Source organism: Cupriavidus sp. 94F1 (assembly GCF_057798875.1).
This window is the reverse complement of record NZ_JBYOJT010000002.1, coordinates 332,793-348,242: the sequence shown is the minus strand read 5'-3', so window position 1 is coordinate 348,242 and position 15,450 is coordinate 332,793. Positions and strand designations below refer to the sequence as shown.

At 68.2% G+C, this 15,450-nt stretch carries 15 protein-coding genes; 12 read left to right on the top strand and 3 right to left on the bottom strand.

Translation table 11 applies throughout. From position 1 onward, the window contains the following. Window positions 1-319 precede the first annotated feature (319 nt). The 3 genes from AC3FJ6_RS05650 to AC3FJ6_RS05640 all read left to right on the top strand — a co-directional run bounded on the left by AC3FJ6_RS05650 (window position 320) and on the right by AC3FJ6_RS05640 (window position 3,518). Window positions 320-1,696, top strand: coding sequence for a sigma-54 dependent transcriptional regulator (locus tag AC3FJ6_RS05650; protein ID WP_488771359.1), 1,377 nt, complete (start codon window positions 320-322; stop codon window positions 1,694-1,696). A 168-nt stretch (window positions 1,697-1,864) separates the two neighbouring features. After that, window positions 1,865-2,242 (top strand): GtrA family protein, encoded by a 378-nt coding sequence (locus AC3FJ6_RS05645; protein ID WP_488771060.1) that lies wholly within the window; start codon window positions 1,865-1,867, stop codon window positions 2,240-2,242. Between the two features lie 55 nt (window positions 2,243-2,297). Further along, window positions 2,298-3,518: a glycosyltransferase family 87 protein gene (locus AC3FJ6_RS05640; protein ID WP_488771059.1), complete on the top strand. Its 1,221-nt coding sequence runs from the start codon at window positions 2,298-2,300 to the stop codon at window positions 3,516-3,518. 47 nt (window positions 3,519-3,565) lie between these two features. On the opposite strand, the gene AC3FJ6_RS05635 is transcribed toward AC3FJ6_RS05640, so the two are convergent. Genes AC3FJ6_RS05635 through AC3FJ6_RS05625 form a run of 3 tightly spaced genes read right to left on the bottom strand, consistent with a single transcriptional unit; the run spans window position 3,566 to window position 7,131 of the window. Beyond that, window positions 3,566-4,582, bottom strand: a complete 1,017-nt coding sequence (locus AC3FJ6_RS05635; protein WP_488771058.1) for a glycosyltransferase family 2 protein — start codon at window positions 4,580-4,582, stop codon at window positions 3,566-3,568. Next, window positions 4,575-5,861 carry a glycosyltransferase family 87 protein gene (locus tag AC3FJ6_RS05630; protein WP_488771057.1) on the bottom strand — a complete coding sequence of 429 codons (1,287 nt, stop codon included), beginning with the start codon at window positions 5,859-5,861 and terminating at the stop codon, window positions 4,575-4,577. Before AC3FJ6_RS05630 ends, AC3FJ6_RS05635 begins: the two co-directional genes overlap by 8 nt. 1 nt (window position 5,862) lies before the next feature. Then, window positions 5,863-7,131 (bottom strand): glycosyltransferase family 87 protein, encoded by a 1,269-nt coding sequence (locus tag AC3FJ6_RS05625; protein ID WP_488771056.1) that lies wholly within the window; start codon window positions 7,129-7,131, stop codon window positions 5,863-5,865. A gap of 1,076 nt (window positions 7,132-8,207) precedes the next feature. Between AC3FJ6_RS05625 and AC3FJ6_RS05620 the strand changes: the two genes are divergently transcribed. The 9 genes from AC3FJ6_RS05620 to AC3FJ6_RS05580 all read left to right on the top strand — a co-directional run bounded on the left by AC3FJ6_RS05620 (window position 8,208) and on the right by AC3FJ6_RS05580 (window position 15,443). Continuing rightward, window positions 8,208-8,384, top strand: coding sequence for a Flp family type IVb pilin (locus tag AC3FJ6_RS05620; protein ID WP_488771054.1), 177 nt, complete (start codon window positions 8,208-8,210; stop codon window positions 8,382-8,384). Between the two features lie 93 nt (window positions 8,385-8,477). Then, entirely contained in the window at window positions 8,478-8,654 is a 177-nt protein-coding gene (locus tag AC3FJ6_RS05615) for a Flp family type IVb pilin (protein WP_487523224.1), read from the top strand. Between the two features lie 41 nt (window positions 8,655-8,695). Beyond that, the gene (locus AC3FJ6_RS05610; RefSeq protein WP_488771053.1) at window positions 8,696-8,869 is read left to right on the top strand and encodes a Flp family type IVb pilin; all 174 of its coding nucleotides are present in this window, start codon (window positions 8,696-8,698) and stop codon (window positions 8,867-8,869) included. Between the two features lie 35 nt (window positions 8,870-8,904). Further along, window positions 8,905-9,408, top strand: a complete 504-nt coding sequence (locus AC3FJ6_RS05605; protein WP_488771051.1) for an A24 family peptidase — start codon at window positions 8,905-8,907, stop codon at window positions 9,406-9,408. Window positions 9,409-9,482: 74 nt separating this feature from the next. Then, complete coding sequence (locus AC3FJ6_RS05600; RefSeq protein ID WP_488771050.1) at window positions 9,483-10,895, top strand: DUF8689 domain-containing protein; 1,413 nt, start codon at window positions 9,483-9,485, stop codon at window positions 10,893-10,895. A gap of 45 nt (window positions 10,896-10,940) precedes the next feature. Continuing rightward, window positions 10,941-11,789, top strand: coding sequence for a Flp pilus assembly protein CpaB (cpaB, locus tag AC3FJ6_RS05595; protein WP_487523227.1), 849 nt, complete (start codon window positions 10,941-10,943; stop codon window positions 11,787-11,789). Window positions 11,790-11,855: 66 nt separating this feature from the next. After that, a complete protein-coding gene (locus AC3FJ6_RS05590; protein ID WP_488771049.1) occupies window positions 11,856-13,727 on the top strand; it encodes a type II and III secretion system protein family protein in 1,872 nt (623 codons plus the stop codon). 26 nt (window positions 13,728-13,753) lie between these two features. Further along, window positions 13,754-14,101 (top strand): hypothetical protein, encoded by a 348-nt coding sequence (locus AC3FJ6_RS05585; RefSeq protein ID WP_488771048.1) that lies wholly within the window; start codon window positions 13,754-13,756, stop codon window positions 14,099-14,101. Between the two features lie 34 nt (window positions 14,102-14,135). Next, complete coding sequence (locus tag AC3FJ6_RS05580) at window positions 14,136-15,443, top strand: pilus assembly protein TadG-related protein (RefSeq protein WP_488771046.1); 1,308 nt, start codon at window positions 14,136-14,138, stop codon at window positions 15,441-15,443. Window positions 15,444-15,450 lie beyond the last annotated feature (7 nt).

Genomic DNA, 15,450 nt, shown 5'->3' with positions numbered 1-15,450 from the left:
CACGACATATATGCCCAGGGTTTTTTCTTCTGTTGCACGCGGCCGAATGGGGTGAACAGCGTATCCGGCGGGCCGACCGGAAAGTTTGCGGGAAAACGGGAATCGGCGAATTCAGAGCCGGACCGGGGGAATACACTCATCACGAAGCAGCGGCACGGGTCACGCATCACTGCCGCTACGCTCGGTCAGGCGCAACCGCGCCGGATGGGCTTGCCTCCAGCGATTCAACGTTTCCTTTCTCCCGCAAGCCAGGTGGTGGAGTCCGTATTTGACTCGTCGCCACGGCAGTTGGAAAAAACAAAAAATGCTGGGGGAAATCATGAGCTATTACGTCAACCGCCCGTTGCTGTATCTGTCCAGGCATCACGATGCGTCGTTGTGCCGCTTTCTGTCCGGCCAGGGATGGAAGCTGGTATTTGCCAACAGCCTTGAGGACCTGGCCGGTCTGCCGCTGGACGGACCGTTCTCGGCGGGCCTGCTCGATTTCCACAGCGGCTTCAGCGACGTCGAAATCGAGCTGATGGAGCCGTGGCTGGCTGCGCGCCACATCGGCTGGATCGGCGCGATCAGCAGCTCTGACGCACTGACCGACACCACGCGCAAGCTGCTGACGCTGTACTTCATCGACTACTACACGGCGCCGTTCAACACGGCCGATCTGAGCCGGGCGCTCGGTCACGCGGTCGGCATGGCCGCCCTGCGTCCGGGGCGCGAGCAGCCAACAGTGCCCGAGGCGCGTCCGCACGGCATCATCGGCGAATGCCACGCCATGCAGGCGCTGTACCGCAGCATCGACAAGGTGTCCAGGTGGGACACGCCGGTGCTGATCTCGGGCGAGTCCGGCACCGGCAAGGAACTGGCGGCACAGGCCATCCACCGTGCGTCGCGCCGCGGCAGCCAGCCGTTTGTCGCGGTCAACTGCGCGGCCATTCCGCCCACGCTGCTGATGTCCGAACTGTTCGGCTACGAGCGCGGCGCCTTCACCGGCGCCACCAAGCGCAAGCCCGGCCGGATCGAGATGGCGCAGGGCGGCACGCTGTTCCTCGACGAAATCGGCGACATGCCCCTAGAAAGCCAGACCAGCCTGCTGCGCTTCCTGGAAACCGGGCGTATCGAACGGCTGGGCGGCACCGAATCGGTGGCGGTCGATGTCCGGGTCATCTCGGCCACGCACGTCGACCTCGAAGCGGCCGTGGCGGCCGAGCGGTTCCGTGGCGACCTGTATCACCGCCTGTGCGTGCTGCGCGTCAAGCAGCCGCCGCTGCGCGAACGCGGCTCCGATGTGCTGCTGCTGGCCGAACATATCCTGGAGACCGTGCGCAAGGATTCGCCCGAGCATATCCGCGGCTTTTCGCCGCTGGCCTTGCGCGCCATCACCGCCCACTCCTGGCCGGGCAATGTGCGCGAACTGCTGAACCGCATTCGCCTGGCCGCCGCCATGTGCGAGAACGGCGTGATCCAGCCGTCCGATCTCGAACTCGGCGCGCCCGTGGAGACCAAGCCGCTCACGCTGGCGGCTATTCGGGAAACGGCCGAACAGAACGCGATTGTCGAAGCCCTGCAACGGCACCACGAGCGCCTGATCGACGTGGCGGCCGAGCTTGGCATCTCGCGCGTCACGCTGTTCCGGCTCATGCGCGACTACAAGCTGCAGGTGCGCAAGGGCAACGTGGGACTGGTCTGCGTCCAGAACTGAACTGAACTGACCAGATCGGCCGATCAGCGGATCAGCCGGCAGCCGACGCGGAGCCCGACCATGCAGCACGCCCAGTCTCCATCCCGCCTGCGCGACAGCGGCGCGCCAGGCCAGACGACGGACAGGCCGACGGACAGGCCGACGGACAGGCCAACGATATGGCAGCGCATGCCGTCGCGGGACACCTTCGTGCGGCTGGTTCGCTTCGGCGTATCGGGCGTCATCGCCACGGGCATCCACGTGGCGGTGGCCACGCCGCTGATCTACCTGCTGCATGCGTCGCAGGTGAGCGCCAACGGCGTGGCGTTCGTCGTCGCCAATATCGCGTCGTACCTGCTCAACACGCTGTGGAGCTTCGGCGCCACGCCCTCGCGCGACAGCTACGTGCGCTTTCTGATCGTATCGCTGCTGGGCCTGGGCCTGACGCTTGCCATATCGGCCGGCGCGCAGGCGCTGGGGCTCGGCTACTGGGCCGGCCTGGCGGTGATCCTGTCGGTGGTGCCGGCCGTCACCTTCGTATTTCACCGGACCTGGACGTATCGCTAGCCGGGCCGGCCTTCACTTCCAGCGGGCCGGACCGGCCCATCAAGAGGAGCCCCCCATGCCAGCGGTCACCGACATGCCCACGCCCGCGACACACGGCGGCGCGCAACCCGCCCGCTGGCTGACGCCCGGACGGATCTGCCTCTATGCGGCCACCTTGCTGGCCCTGGAGTGCATCGTGATTGGCGCATGGTGGTACAGCCACGCGATCATCGCCAATCCAACCGTGCCGGGGATGGGCTGGGATTTCGTGGTGTACTGGTGCGCGTCCTCGCTCGCGCACCTGCATGGCGCACCGGCCGCCTATGACTGGGAACTGCTGCGCGCCGCCGAGCGCCCGCTGCTGCAGACCGCCTTCGGCCCGTTCGCCTATCCGCCGACGTTCCTGCTGCTGATCTATCCGCTGGCCCTGCTGCCGTTCGGGCTGGCGCTGGTGCTGTTCTCGCTGGCCGGCGTCGCGGTGTATCTGGGCTACCTGCGTACCGTGATTGGCCGGATACACCGCTACTGGTTCGTGCCGGCACTGGCCTTCCCCGGCGTCTGGGTGGCGCTGATCGCGGGGCAGAACTCGCTGTTCACCGCCGTGGCCGCCGGCGGGGCACTCTGGCTGCTGCGGCGCCATCCGATTGCCGCTGGCGCCTGCATCGCGCTGCTGTGCGTCAAGCCGCAACTCGGCGTGCTGTTTCCGCTGATGCTGCTGTGCGAGCGGCGCTGGGTAGCCTTTGTGGCGGCGGCAGGCGGTACGGCGCTGTTCGTCGGCCTGACCACCGCTGCGTTCGGCGTGGACGTCTATCCGGCGTTCTTCCGCAGCATGGCGATGTTCCGTGAGGCGGTGGCAATCAACAGCGGCGTCCTGCGTGGCGCGCCGACGCTCTTCGGCATGTTGCGCGTGGCCGGCATCGACGTGCCGCTGGCCTACGCCGTACATGCCGCCGTGGCGCTGTGCGCGGTGGCCGCATGCGTGTGGATGTGGAGTGGCCGGGCGCGGCTTGCCCTGGGTGCGTCGGCATTGGTGGTCGGCACGCTGATCGTCCAGCCCTATCTGATCTACTACGATCTGGCCTGGCTGGCGATACCGCTGGCCCTGCTGTGCGTGGACATGGTCCGGCATGGCAGTCGTGCGTGGGAGCGCCTGCTGCTGGCGATCACGTGGCTGGTACCGGCGCAGGCGATGAGCCCACTGGTGATCGGTGGCATGCCGCAGATCACCCCCTTCGTGCTGGCCGGCCTGCTTGCGCAGATCGTGGCGCGCCATCAAAACAACGCCGCCCGATCCTGACCGGACCGGGCGGCGTCCCACCCCTCGGAGAAATCCCCCGGAAAAACCTATTGCCGCTTGCCGCCCGCCGCGATCGAGATCACCCGGCCGCCGCTGCCGAAGCGCCCTTGCGGCCGGCGGTCCTGATAGCGGCGCTTGACCAGGTAGATCGGGCGCGCCTTCGATTCGTCGTAGATGCGGCCGATGTACTCGCCCAGCACGCCCAGCCCGATCAGCTGCAGCCCGCCGAAGAACAGCAGCAGCGACAGCACCGACGCATAACCGGGCACATCGACACCAAGGACAATCGTCCGGGCCACGATGAACGAGCCGTAGCAGAACGCGACCATGGCGACGATCGAGCCGACGTAGGTCCAGCTGCGCAGCGGCAGCGTGCTGAAACTGGTGATGCCCTCCAGCGCCAGGTTCCAGAGCCGCCAGCCGGAAAACTTGGACTCGCCGGCGCTGCGCGGGGCCCGTTCGTACTGGACGATCGCCGTGGTGAAGCCCACCCAGGCAAACAGGCCCTTCATGAACCGGTGCCGCTCGGGCAGCTGCTTCAGCGCGTTGACCACGGTGCGGTCCATCAGCCTGAAGTCGCCGACATTCTCGGGGATCTTCAGGTCCGACAGCCAGTTGTGCACGCGGTAGTAGGCGGTGGCGGTCACGCGCTTCAGGAAGGTATCGCTGGCGCGGCTGGCGCGTTGGGCCAGCACCACCTCGGCACCAGCGCGCCATTTCTCGACCAGCGCGGGAATCAGCTCGGGCGGGTCCTGCAAGTCGGCGTCGATCGGGATCACCGCGTCGCCAAACGCCTCGTCGATGCCGGCGGTCAGTGCCGCCTCCTTGCCGAAGTTGCGCGTCAGGTCGATCACGCGGACACGTGCGTCGCGTCGCGATACCGCGATCAGGCGCGCCAGCGTGTCGTCGCTGCTGCCGTCGTTGACACAGACAATCTCGAAGCGCGTCCGCGGCACCGATTCCAGCACCGGCACCACGCGTGCGAAGAAGGCCTGCAAGGCGTCCCCCTCGTTGTAGAACGGCACCACCAGCGACAAGAGCTGGTTTTCGTCATAGTCAGCCATGATCTCTTTCCTCCCGGCGCGTCTGGTCGCGCGCCATGTCTGCCGGCATCAGGCGATGCCCCTCCATCCTTTCCATCCGGATTCGCCACACGCCAAGCCCGAGTGCAAGCATCAGCCCGAGCGGCAGCGGCTGCAATCCAATCCCCGCATCGGTCACGCGGGTCCACAGCGGCATCAGCCACAGCACGGCCAGCAGTTCCCGCTCGCCACGCAGCCAGCCCACCCGATGCGCATGCGCGCCAAGCCACGCAATGGCCAGCCCGAGACACACCAGGTCGTAGTCGTACAGGTAGGCAGGCAGCAGCAGCCCGCCCGTGACAAGCACCGCCGCACGCAGCGCGAAGCTGCAGGGCCCGGTCCACGCATACATGACCGATGCCAGCGCAGCCGCCGCCACCACGCCGTGGATGGCATAGGGCAGCAGCACACCGCCACTGATCAGCTTCACCGCCGCAAACACCGTGGGCATGCGCGCCAGGAGCGCGGCGCCCTGCTCCACCGATTCGCGCGCCATGGCGGCGTTGCGCAGGAACGCAGCGAACGGCTCGGTGCCAAACGCGAGCAGCGAGATCAGCGTCAGCAACAGCGTCGTGGCGACCATGGCGCCTAGCGCACGCCAGGCACGCGCGCAAAGCAGGGCCACCGGGAACATCAGCGCAAGCTGCGGTTTCATCGCCACCGCGCCCAGCAGCACGCCCGCGAGCACCGGACGCCGTTGCAGGCAGGTCAGCGCGAGTCCGGCGCACCCCGCCAGCCACAGCGCGTTCTGTCCGGTAGCCAGTACGACGACGATGCCCGGAAACGCCACCGCCGCCAGACGCGCGTCACGCCAGGGCAGCGTGCGGTGCATCGCCCACGCGTACCAGGCCGCGCCCCCCGCCAGAAAGACAAAGGTGGCGAGCCCATAGGGCAGCAACCCGAACGGCAGCACGAACCACAGCGATGCGGGCGGATACAGCCACGGCAGCACCCCGTCGCCAATGGCAAGACCAGGCACGGCGGACAGTTCCATCTGCCGCAGCGCGGCGAAGTCGTAGGGTGCGGCCGCCCCGCTGGACAGCGCCAGCTTTGCCGCGCTCCAGAACACGACAAAGTCGCCGCCCGGCGCAAACACGCCAGGGCTCTTCAGCACGCAGGCGCGCAGCAGCCAGATGCCGAAATACAGCGCGTAGCACCCCAGCGCCACGCTTGCGTAGAGACGCAGGCGCCGCTGGTCGAGCCAATGCGCTGGGGACGCAGCGGCCCCGCTGCGGTGGGCGGCGGCGTGTACCGTGGCCATGTCAGGTTCCCACCGGCGCCGCAACCGGCGCGCAAGCGGTGCGGGCCATCGCCCGGCGCACGGCCACCAGCACCAGCAATGCCGATACGACCGGGCCGATCTGGGGCATGCCAAGCTTGGGATTCAAGTGCTCAAAGACCGGCAGCCACCACACCACCAGCAGCAGCGCGCGCTCGCGGCCGGCCAGCCCGTGGCGGATGCCGTCCCCGACCAGTCCAGCCGCAGCAAGCCCCATCCATGTCAGTTCATAGTGGCGAACGTACGGCGTGGCCAGCAGCGCGGCGGCGGCGAGTACCGCCACGCACAGCGGCACCTCGCGCGTGCGGGACCAGACGTAGGCCACGGACGCCGCGGCCGCCACGGCAGCCATCGCCTGCACCGCATAGGCCGCGGAAGCACCGAGCCCGGCCAGCTGCGCGGCCGCCAGGACGGACGGCATGCAGTACCACCCCTCGGGCGTGCCTTCCACGAGATTGGCGCGGGCCCACGCGATGCTGCGCAGGAACGCCGGAATGGTCTCCCAGCCGCAGATGGCCACGCTGACCGCCGCAAAGATCGCGGCCGTGGCCGCCGCGCTGGCCAGTGTGCGCAGATGGCGCCCCGCGATCAGCGCCACCGGCACCAGCAGCGCGAGCTGGGGCTTGATGGCCAGCAGCCCGATCAGCACGCCGGCGAGCACCGGGCGGCTGCCCATCAGGCACACCGCGCCGCCGATCAGCGACGCCGTCAGCAGCGAGTTCTGGCCCAGGATGACGGAAATCAGGACGGCCGGCGATGCCAGCACCGGCAGCCACAGGCCACGCCGCAGCAGCGATCCGGCGCCCACCAATCCGCCGATCGCCCGCAGGTAGGCGTAGGCGCCTGCCATTGCGAACAGCACATAGCTGAACGCGAGCGGCAGTGCCGCCAGCGGCAGCACGACCAGCAGGAACGTGGGCGGATACAGCCAGGGCAGCACGGCTGTGCTGTCGGCGCCGAGCGGCCCATAGGCCGCCATCACATCGAGGTGCCGGGCCACGTCGTAGGCATGCACCGCGCCTTCGCTCAGTGCCAGGTACGACGCGCTCCAGAAGACGGCAAAGTCGGCGCCGGGCCGGCTGACGTGGCTGTCGGTGAAGCCCCGGCTGTACCAGGCCCAGGTCGCCATCAGGAGCACGAACAGGAGCAGCACCGCCGCGCTGTAGACGCGCGCCCGGTCCAGATCCAGCCATGCGCGACCGGCGTGCTGGCCATGCTTCCCGGTGTCTGTCCGGACTGCTTCCTGATTCATGACTTGCCCCGTTCCGTTGTTGTCCTGCAGGCCGCTTGTCGCCGCTCCATGAACCTCGGCAATGCCTGGCGTTGCCTAAGTCTTGTCATGCGACGACGTTTGCGCAAGACACGCCAGGCCGCAAAAACAGGCCGGAGACCGCCTGCGGCCCGGTTGGCGCCGACAACGTTTCGGTTCTGAATCACGGGTGGGTTCCCGACCGGAAATGGCGCCACGCAAGCGTTTGCGGGCCACGCGGGAAAGCCGGCGCGCGCGTCGGCCTGCACACGACGACGCCGTGGATGATTCCATTCGGAAACGTCGCCCCCGCGGCCGGGCCGTTCATCCATCAGACGGGCCATGCCAAGCGCCGCATGGATCCACCCGGGCGGTTGTCATCCAACGGCGTGACCAGGCCCGGCCACCGGCTTCGTCCGCCTCATGCTTTCGGATGAGCGCGGCCGCCGTGCAGCCGCGTCACCCCGGAACGGCGGTCGGATAGGCCCTCATCCCTGGGTGGCCTCATCCAAAAAAAATCGCCTCGGCAGCGTTTCCGGCTGGCAACGACGAAGGCCCGAAACGGCGTCAGCAGCACGCATCGCCTCGCCCGCCGTCGGACACACCTGCCCGCAAAGCCTTGCGGCACAAGGGTCCTGGCGTGGCTGGCCCGCGGTTTGCCTATGCCTGGCATGCGGCACCGATTCACCGGACTGCCGCACTGCCCGCGATGACTGTGATTGCAGGCAGACGACCACAACGATTCGGGGAGCCGCACCATGCCAGCTATCGGTCCGCTCGTGAGATTGCATCGGGCACAGGGTCGCACCGTCTCCGCCCGCGGCGGCGGCAGCGTGCCCTTCCGATGCATGGCACGCGCCAGCCACGCCCAACATGCGGCACGGTGCATCCATGCGTCCGCCGAACGCCGTCTGCAGGCACGCAGCCCGCAGGGCCCCGGCACGGGCGCCGGCCGATGGCCATTCCACTGCTGCGCCATCTGCGCGCCGCCGCACTGTTGCCGTGCCCGCATCTGAATGTCGGATTGTCCTTACGTAGTTCCCATAGAAGCGTTTGTTCCACAACACAAGGAGCTTGCCATGCAACAACTGACCCAAAACCTGACGCGTTTTGTCCGTGACGACGACGGCGTGACCGCCATCGAATATGGCCTGATCGCCGCGCTCATCGCCGTGGTGATCATCGCCACGGTGCAGACCGTCGGCACCAACCTGAGCAAGGTGTTCAGCTTCATCGGCGCCGAGCTCGCCGCCTGATGGGACCGCAGGTTCCGCGGCGTAAAGCGTGCGTGCCCCACGCCGCGGAACCTGCGACGCCCCGCCTCACGGACCCCACCCAGGAGAGCACCCATGCGCAACCCCATTGCCAGCCTGAAGACGTTTCTTCGCGACGACGACGGTGTCACCGCCATCGAGTACGGCCTGATCGCCGCGCTCATCGCCGTGGTGATCATCGCCACCGTGCAGACCGTCGGCACCAACCTGAGCAGCGTCTTCAGCTTTATCGGCGCGGAGCTGGCCGCCTGACGGACCACTCACCAAGCTACGGCCCCACTGAGGAGACCACCATGCGCGGCATCCAAGCCCTGTGCCGGAACTTCCGCTGCGATACACGCGGTGTGACGGCAATCGAATACGCATTGCTGGGCGCATTGATCGCGATGGTGATCATTGGAGCCGTGAGCGTCCTTGGCAGCAACGTCAAAGCGCTCTACGAACTCATTGCAGCGGAGATGCCCTGAAACGGCCACGCCAATCCAGACGAACCGAGCCCGCCATGTCCACGATCCCGTCGCTCTCGCCCTTTGTCGGCCCCATCGCCATCGTGGTGGTACTGACTGCCGCCGCCACGGACCTGCAGCGCCGCCGCATTCCGAACTGGCTGACGTTCGGCGCATGGCTGGTGGCGCTGCCGGTCCAGATGATGGTGCACGGGCCGGCTGCAGGCACCTCCGCATGGGCGCTCGGCTGGCTGACCGGCTTCGGCATCTTCCTGCCCGTTTATCTGCTCCGCGGCATGGCTGCGGGCGACGTCAAGCTGATGGCCGCCGTGGGCGCCTGGCTGGGCGCCAGTCTTGCCGCATGGATCGCCCTTGCGTGCTTCGTGATCGGCGGCGCCTGGGCGCTGATGCTGGTACTCGCGACCGGCAAGGGCCGGCAGTTGCTGCGCAACCTCGGCGGCATCGCGCTTACCGGCCAGGCGGGCCCGTCGGTGGGCTCGCTGCCCTACGGCGTGGCCATCGCCGCCGGCACGCTGACCATGCTGTTCGCCCGGACATGACGGGCCCATCGATGTCTCCGGGCGGCGCCATGCAACGCCACGGCAATGCAGACCAACATTCAAGGGGAATGGCAATGTCAGAACACCACGACGACCAGGCGACACAACTGCCCGAGGCGCTCGCCTCGGTGGTCCGGCACGCCCAGATCGACCAGGCGCCGCCACCCGCCTGGGCCGTGCCGCCGCGCACCATCGCGGATACCGGGCTCGAGGTGTCGCTGCTGCTGGGGCTGCTGCTGAAGGCCGCCTACCTGCACCGCAGCGTCTCGCTGGCCATCCTGATGGATACGCTGCGGCTGCCCGCTTCGGTGGTGAACGAGATCGCGGCGCTGGGTGTGCGCGAACGGCTGCTCGAGGTGGCGCATCGCGGCGCCAGCGACATCGACGTGCGATTCCGCCTCACCGACGCCGGCTATGCCCGCGCCGCCGAGACCGCCGCGCGCTGCAGCTACACGGGCGCCGCGCCGGTCACGCTGCAGGCGTACATCGACGCCATCGCCCTGCACTCGATCCACCATACGTCGGTGACCAAGACCGAAGTGACCCGTGCCTTCCAGGAACTGGTGGTGCCGGGGGCGCTGCTCGAATCGATCGGCATGGCCCTGAACACCGCGCGGGCGCTGATGATCTACGGTCCGCCGGGCAGCGGCAAGACCTACCTGGCGCAGCGCCTTGGCGCGCTGCTGCCCGGTGCCGTGCCCGTGCCGCACGCGATCACGGTGGCAGGCGAGATCATCCAGGTGCTGGACCCGCTGGTGCACACGCCGGTCGCCACCGGCGACGCACCGGGCTCCCACCGCGCCATGGACCGCCGCTGGGTGGTCTGCCATCGGCCCGTGGTGCTGACCGGCGGCGAACTGACGCTGTCGATGCTGGACCTGCGCTACGACAGCGCCTCTGGCTTCTACCAGGCGCCACCGCACATGAAGGCCAACAACGGCATCTACATCGTGGATGACCTGGGCCGGCAGATGGTGGGCGTGGAACAGCTGCTGAATCGCTGGATCGTGCCACTGGATCGCGGCATCGACATGTTCACGCTGCACAGCGGCGTGCGGTTTTCGGTGCCCTTCGACGTATGGCCGGTGTTCTCCACGAACATGGAACCCGGCCAGCTCGGCGACGACGCCTTCCTGCGCCGCCTGGGCAGCAAGCTCTACGTGGGGCCGCTGTCGGTCGACCACTATCGCGAGGTCTGCCTGCGCACGGCCGCCGACCTGGGCCTCGCCTGGCCGGAACCGGCCTTCGAATTCCTGCTGGAGAGCCTGCACTTTTCCAGCGACATCCCGTTGCTGGCCTGCATTCCGCGCGACCTGCTGCGGCTCGTGGCGTCGCACCTGCGCTACCACGACGATGCCCCGCACGTGACCGCAGAGGGGCTTTGCCGGGCCTGGCAGAGCTACTACGGCCTGCGCGCCAGGCCGGAAGTGTCGTCACCCGTCACCAGCGAACACTGCTGGCCAGTCGGCCATCCTGAAGCGGGCTGAACCGGCCCGGCCAGGAAGCACGTACCTACGTAGGGGAGAGTCATCATGAAGAACACGCGAGCAATCCTGATGCTGCTGGTTGCGCTGGTCGCCGGCGCGGCAGCGGTGGTATCCGCATCCCGATGGCTGCTCCAACAGTCGTCGAGTTCGACCAGGCAGGTGGTGGTGGCCGCCAACGACCTCGACCTTGGCCAGCCGCTCAACGGCAGCCAACTCAAGCTGGTGAGCTGGCCGGCCGCCAGCGTGCCGCCGGGCGCATTCGAGGACCTCAAGGCCCTGGACGGGCGCGTGGTACGGACCAGCCTGCAGCGCGGCGAGCCCATCCTCGACGCCAAGCTGGCGCCCATCGGCACCAAGGGCGGCCTGTCGGCGGTCATCAACGACGGCAAGCGCGCCATCACGGTTCGGGTCAACGACGTGGTCGGCGTGGCGGGCTTCGCGCTGCCCGGCAACTACGTCGACGTGATCGTCAACACGAACGAGGAAGCCAGAAGCACCCAGAACGGCAACATCTCGAAGATCGTGCTCGAGAAGATCCTGGTACTGGCGGTGGCCCAGCAAGTGAGCCGCGACGACACGCAGCCCAAGGTGGTCAACGCCGTGACGCTGGAAGTCACCCCCGACCAGGCCGAAAAGCTCGATGTGGCGCGCAGCGTGGGCACGCTGTCGCTGGTACTGCGCAACCAGATGGACGTGGCCGACATCAACACCGGCGGCGCCACCAAGCACACGTTGCTGGGCCGCGCCGATCCGCCCGCGCCGGCTCCGGCCGCCACGCCGGCCGCTGCGCCGCGCACCGTGGTCAAGACCCGCACCATCGTGGCCGCGCCGGCGCGGCCGGGCAATTGCGTCGGGGTGCTGGCAGGTGTTCAGGGCAGCCTTGAGTGCTTCTGAACACGGACGGTGACGAACGAGACGCGCAACGCATCCATCCGAATCATTCTCCGGGGGGAGATCATCATGAAAAAGAAGACATCCGAAGCAGCACGCGGCACACGCCTGGTCGTGCTGGCGGCCATCCTCTGCACTCCGCTGGCCGCCGCGGCCCAGGTTGCCGTCGATGCCGGCAACATCGCCAAGGCCACCACGCCGGCGGCATCCGCGGCGCCCGGGGTCAAGGTCCCGGCAACGGGCGGCCCCGTGCAGATGACCATCAGCATGACGCCGGTTCCGGCCGCGCCGTCGAACGCCGCCGATGTGCGTGGCCCGAGCTGCTCCGGCGCCATCCGCAATGAATCGAGCGTGATCGTGCCGGTGGGCAAGTCGCAGCTGATTCCGCTGCCTGAGCCCATTCGCAACCGCACGCTGGGCAACCCGAACGTCGTACAGGCCACGATGGTGTCTCCGCAAACGCTCTATGTGCTGGGCCGCACCGTGGGCACCACCAACATGATCGTGCAGGGCCGCAGCGGCGCCTGCAGCATCATCAACGTGGTGGTCAACGCGGACGCGAACGGTCTGCAGACATCGCTGGCTCAGCTGCTGCCCGGCGAATCGGGCATCCGCGTGATGACCGCCGCCGATAACCTGGTGCTGACCGGCAGCGTGTCCAGTTCGCAGGCGGCCCTGCAGGCCATGGACATCGCCCAGGCCTATGCCAACGCGGCCCAGGGCGACGGCGGCAATGCCAGGAAGGGCGGCGTGCTCAACATGATGTCGGTGGATACCCCGCAGCAGGTGATGCTGGAAGTGAAGGTTGCCGAAGTCTCCAAGACACTGCTGAACCAGCTGGGATCGGCCGTCAACATCCAGGGCGGCTTCGGGTCGTGGACCGGTGGCGTGCTCACCAACCTGCTCACGGGCGCGGCGGCCGGCTTCTTCGGCAGCAAGGCCAACAACAGGCCGTTCAACCTGGCCATCGACGCGCAGAAGAACGACAGCCTGGTGAAGGTGCTGGCCGAGCCGAACCTGGTGACCATCAGCGGCCAGGAAGCCAGCTTCCTGGCGGGCGGCAAGATCTACATCCCGGTGGCACAGAGCAACGCGCTGGGCGGTGCCTCGACCATCACACTGCAGGAAGAGGAATACGGCGTGGGGCTGAAGTTCACGCCCACGGTGCTGGCCAATGGCCGCATCCACCTGAAGGTGTCGCCCGAAGTGTCGGAACTGTCGCCCACGGGCGCCACGGTCAGCGGCAGCAGCCTGACCGGCCAGACCATCCTGCCGCTCATCACGACGCGGCGTGCATCCACCACCGTGCAGATGCGCGATGGCGAGAGCTTCGCGATCGGCGGCCTGCTGCAGGACAGCGCACGGGGCGCGTTGAAGGCCCTGCCCGGCGCGGGCGAAGTGCCGGTGCTTGGCACGCTGTTCCGCAGCACGCAGTTCCAGCAGGACCTGACCGAGCTGGTGTTCATCATCACGCCGCGCCTGGTCAAGCCGATGACGAACCAGAACTACCCGCTGCCGACCGATGGCTTTACCACGCCTGACCCGCTGTCGCTCTACTTCATGGGCAACATGGAAGGCCGTGGCAAGCCGCCGCAGCAGCCCGCCCCGGCCCCTTCGCAACCGGCCGCACCGGCCACGGCCCCGGCACCCGCCCCTTCGGCACCGCGCACCGAGACCACGCCGGGCACGTCGGTCCCGACGGTTCCGGTCGGCAAGGTCCTGGACGAACCGGCGCCGTCGGGCCCCGCGTCTCCGGCCGCACCCGTGGCTGCCGCCGGATCACGGCCACCCCGGGCGCCCGTAACGGGCACCGTGTCGACCATCACGAGCGAGGACCACAGCGCGCGCGTCGCACGCATCGAAGCCACCGCGCAGCGCCTGGCCCAGGCCCGCGCGGCGACGGCCGCCGCCACCGGCCCCGGCACCACGGGCAGCAACTGATCCGCCGCGCCACCAGGAGAACGATCATGAACAAGACACACAAGCTTTCGCGCAGCGCCGCCACGCTGGTAGTCGGCACCCTGACCTGCCTCGGGCTGTCGGCCTGCATGACCTCGACCCCCGTGTGGGACCACCACCGGGGCGAGGCGCTAGCCGCCATCAAGCAGCAGCAGATCATCAACCCCGAAGCGCCGGCCGGACTGCCCACCGTCGAAGGCACCGACGGCAAGACGGCCGTGGCCGCGATGCGCAATTTCGACCGCTCGCTGATGCGGATGCAGCAGGGCAGCGGCGCACCCAGCGTCTTCGGCATCGATTTCGGTGCGGGCGGCGGCTACGGTGGCGTCGGCATGGGCGGCGGCGGCCAACGCTGAAGCCAACGCAACGCTTTCCGGGGAGGGTGCCATCATGTCCAGAACCAGGCCTCGCGGCAAGCCACTGCCTTGCATTCATGCGCGGCAGCGCGGCGCCGTCGCCATCATCGTCGGCCTCATGATCGCGGTGCTGGTCGGGTTCATCGGCCTGGCACTGGATCTGGGCAAGCTGTACGTGAGCAAGAGCGAACTGCAGAACCGGGCGGACGCGTGCGCGCTGGCCGCGGCGCGCGACCTGACCGGCGCCACCCCGCTCACGGTTTCCGAGGCCGCAGGCTTTACCGCCGGGGCCCGCAACCTGGTGCTGTTCCAGGGCAAGCTGGAACAGCAGCCGGGTATCACGTCCACCGAGGCCGTGACCTATACCGATTCGCTGGCCAACCCCTTCCTGGACAGGAACTCGGTCACGTACCCGCTCAACACCATCAAGTACGTGAAGTGCGAGGTCTCGCGCGCCGGCATCGCCAACTGGTTCGCACAGGCGCTCAATGCCCTGCCCGGCACGCACATCGGCCCAAGCACGGTAGCCGCCTTTGCCGTGGCCACGACCACGTCGGCGCAAACCACCTGCGCGATTCCGGTGTTCGTCTGCAAGGCCGACACCGCCACGCCGCCCGTGCCAGGCGGCTACACCATCGGGCAGTGGCTGACGACCAAGGCGGGCACAGCGGACGTTCAGGATTTGTCATACGGAGGCGGAAACTTCGGCTGGGCGGACCTGAGCGGCGGCACCAGCGCCAAGGACCTGGCCAACCAGCTCAAGGGCGCCGGCCAATGCAACCTGCCGGCCACGGGCGCCGAGATCGGCACGACCGGCAACAAGGCGTCGATCTCCGACGAATGGAACAGCCGCTTCGGTATCGTCAAGGGCAGTACCGTGGGCGTGACCGACTTCACGGGCTTCGCCTACACCCCCACGTCGTGGAAAGCGCAAAGCAACGCCTACAGCGGCACGTCGACCGACACCAAGGGGGCGACGCAGTCCAACTTCCTGGCCAACCGCAAGGCCTACGCGCCCTATCAGGGCGACACGGCCGCCGGGCTGACCACGCAGGGCACCACGGCGAGCGGCCCCACCTACCAGGCCGGCGCCGACCGCCGCCTGGTGCTGGCACCCATCGTCGACTGCTCGCCGCTCGGCACCCCGGGCGCGCACAAGGTGACCGTGACGGGCTGGGCCTGCCTGCTGATGCTCGACCCGATGCAGAAGGGGGGCGCCAACGACACGGTGCATCTCGAGTATCGCGGCGATTCGAGCATGCCGGGCAGCCCCTGCGCCACGCAGGGCATGCCCGGCGCCAGTACCGGCGTCGGCCCGCTCGTTCCCGTGCTGGTGCAATAGGAGTCGA

Coding starts and splice junctions, on each gene's coding strand:
- AC3FJ6_RS05650 (WP_488771359.1), top strand. CDS start 320: ATGAGCTATTACGTCAACCGCCCGTTGCTGTATCTGTCCAGGCATCAC.
- AC3FJ6_RS05645 (WP_488771060.1), top strand. CDS start 1,865: ATGCCGTCGCGGGACACCTTCGTGCGGCTGGTTCGCTTCGGCGTATCG.
- AC3FJ6_RS05640 (WP_488771059.1), top strand. CDS start 2,298: ATGCCAGCGGTCACCGACATGCCCACGCCCGCGACACACGGCGGCGCG.
- AC3FJ6_RS05635 (WP_488771058.1), bottom strand. CDS start 4,582: ATGGCTGACTATGACGAAAACCAGCTCTTGTCGCTGGTGGTGCCGTTC.
- AC3FJ6_RS05630 (WP_488771057.1), bottom strand. CDS start 5,861: ATGGCCACGGTACACGCCGCCGCCCACCGCAGCGGGGCCGCTGCGTCC.
- AC3FJ6_RS05625 (WP_488771056.1), bottom strand. CDS start 7,131: ATGAATCAGGAAGCAGTCCGGACAGACACCGGGAAGCATGGCCAGCAC.
- AC3FJ6_RS05620 (WP_488771054.1), top strand. CDS start 8,208: ATGCAACAACTGACCCAAAACCTGACGCGTTTTGTCCGTGACGACGAC.
- AC3FJ6_RS05615 (WP_487523224.1), top strand. CDS start 8,478: ATGCGCAACCCCATTGCCAGCCTGAAGACGTTTCTTCGCGACGACGAC.
- AC3FJ6_RS05610 (WP_488771053.1), top strand. CDS start 8,696: ATGCGCGGCATCCAAGCCCTGTGCCGGAACTTCCGCTGCGATACACGC.
- AC3FJ6_RS05605 (WP_488771051.1), top strand. CDS start 8,905: ATGTCCACGATCCCGTCGCTCTCGCCCTTTGTCGGCCCCATCGCCATC.
- AC3FJ6_RS05600 (WP_488771050.1), top strand. CDS start 9,483: ATGTCAGAACACCACGACGACCAGGCGACACAACTGCCCGAGGCGCTC.
- cpaB (WP_487523227.1), top strand. CDS start 10,941: ATGAAGAACACGCGAGCAATCCTGATGCTGCTGGTTGCGCTGGTCGCC.
- AC3FJ6_RS05590 (WP_488771049.1), top strand. CDS start 11,856: ATGAAAAAGAAGACATCCGAAGCAGCACGCGGCACACGCCTGGTCGTG.
- AC3FJ6_RS05585 (WP_488771048.1), top strand. CDS start 13,754: ATGAACAAGACACACAAGCTTTCGCGCAGCGCCGCCACGCTGGTAGTC.
- AC3FJ6_RS05580 (WP_488771046.1), top strand. CDS start 14,136: ATGTCCAGAACCAGGCCTCGCGGCAAGCCACTGCCTTGCATTCATGCG.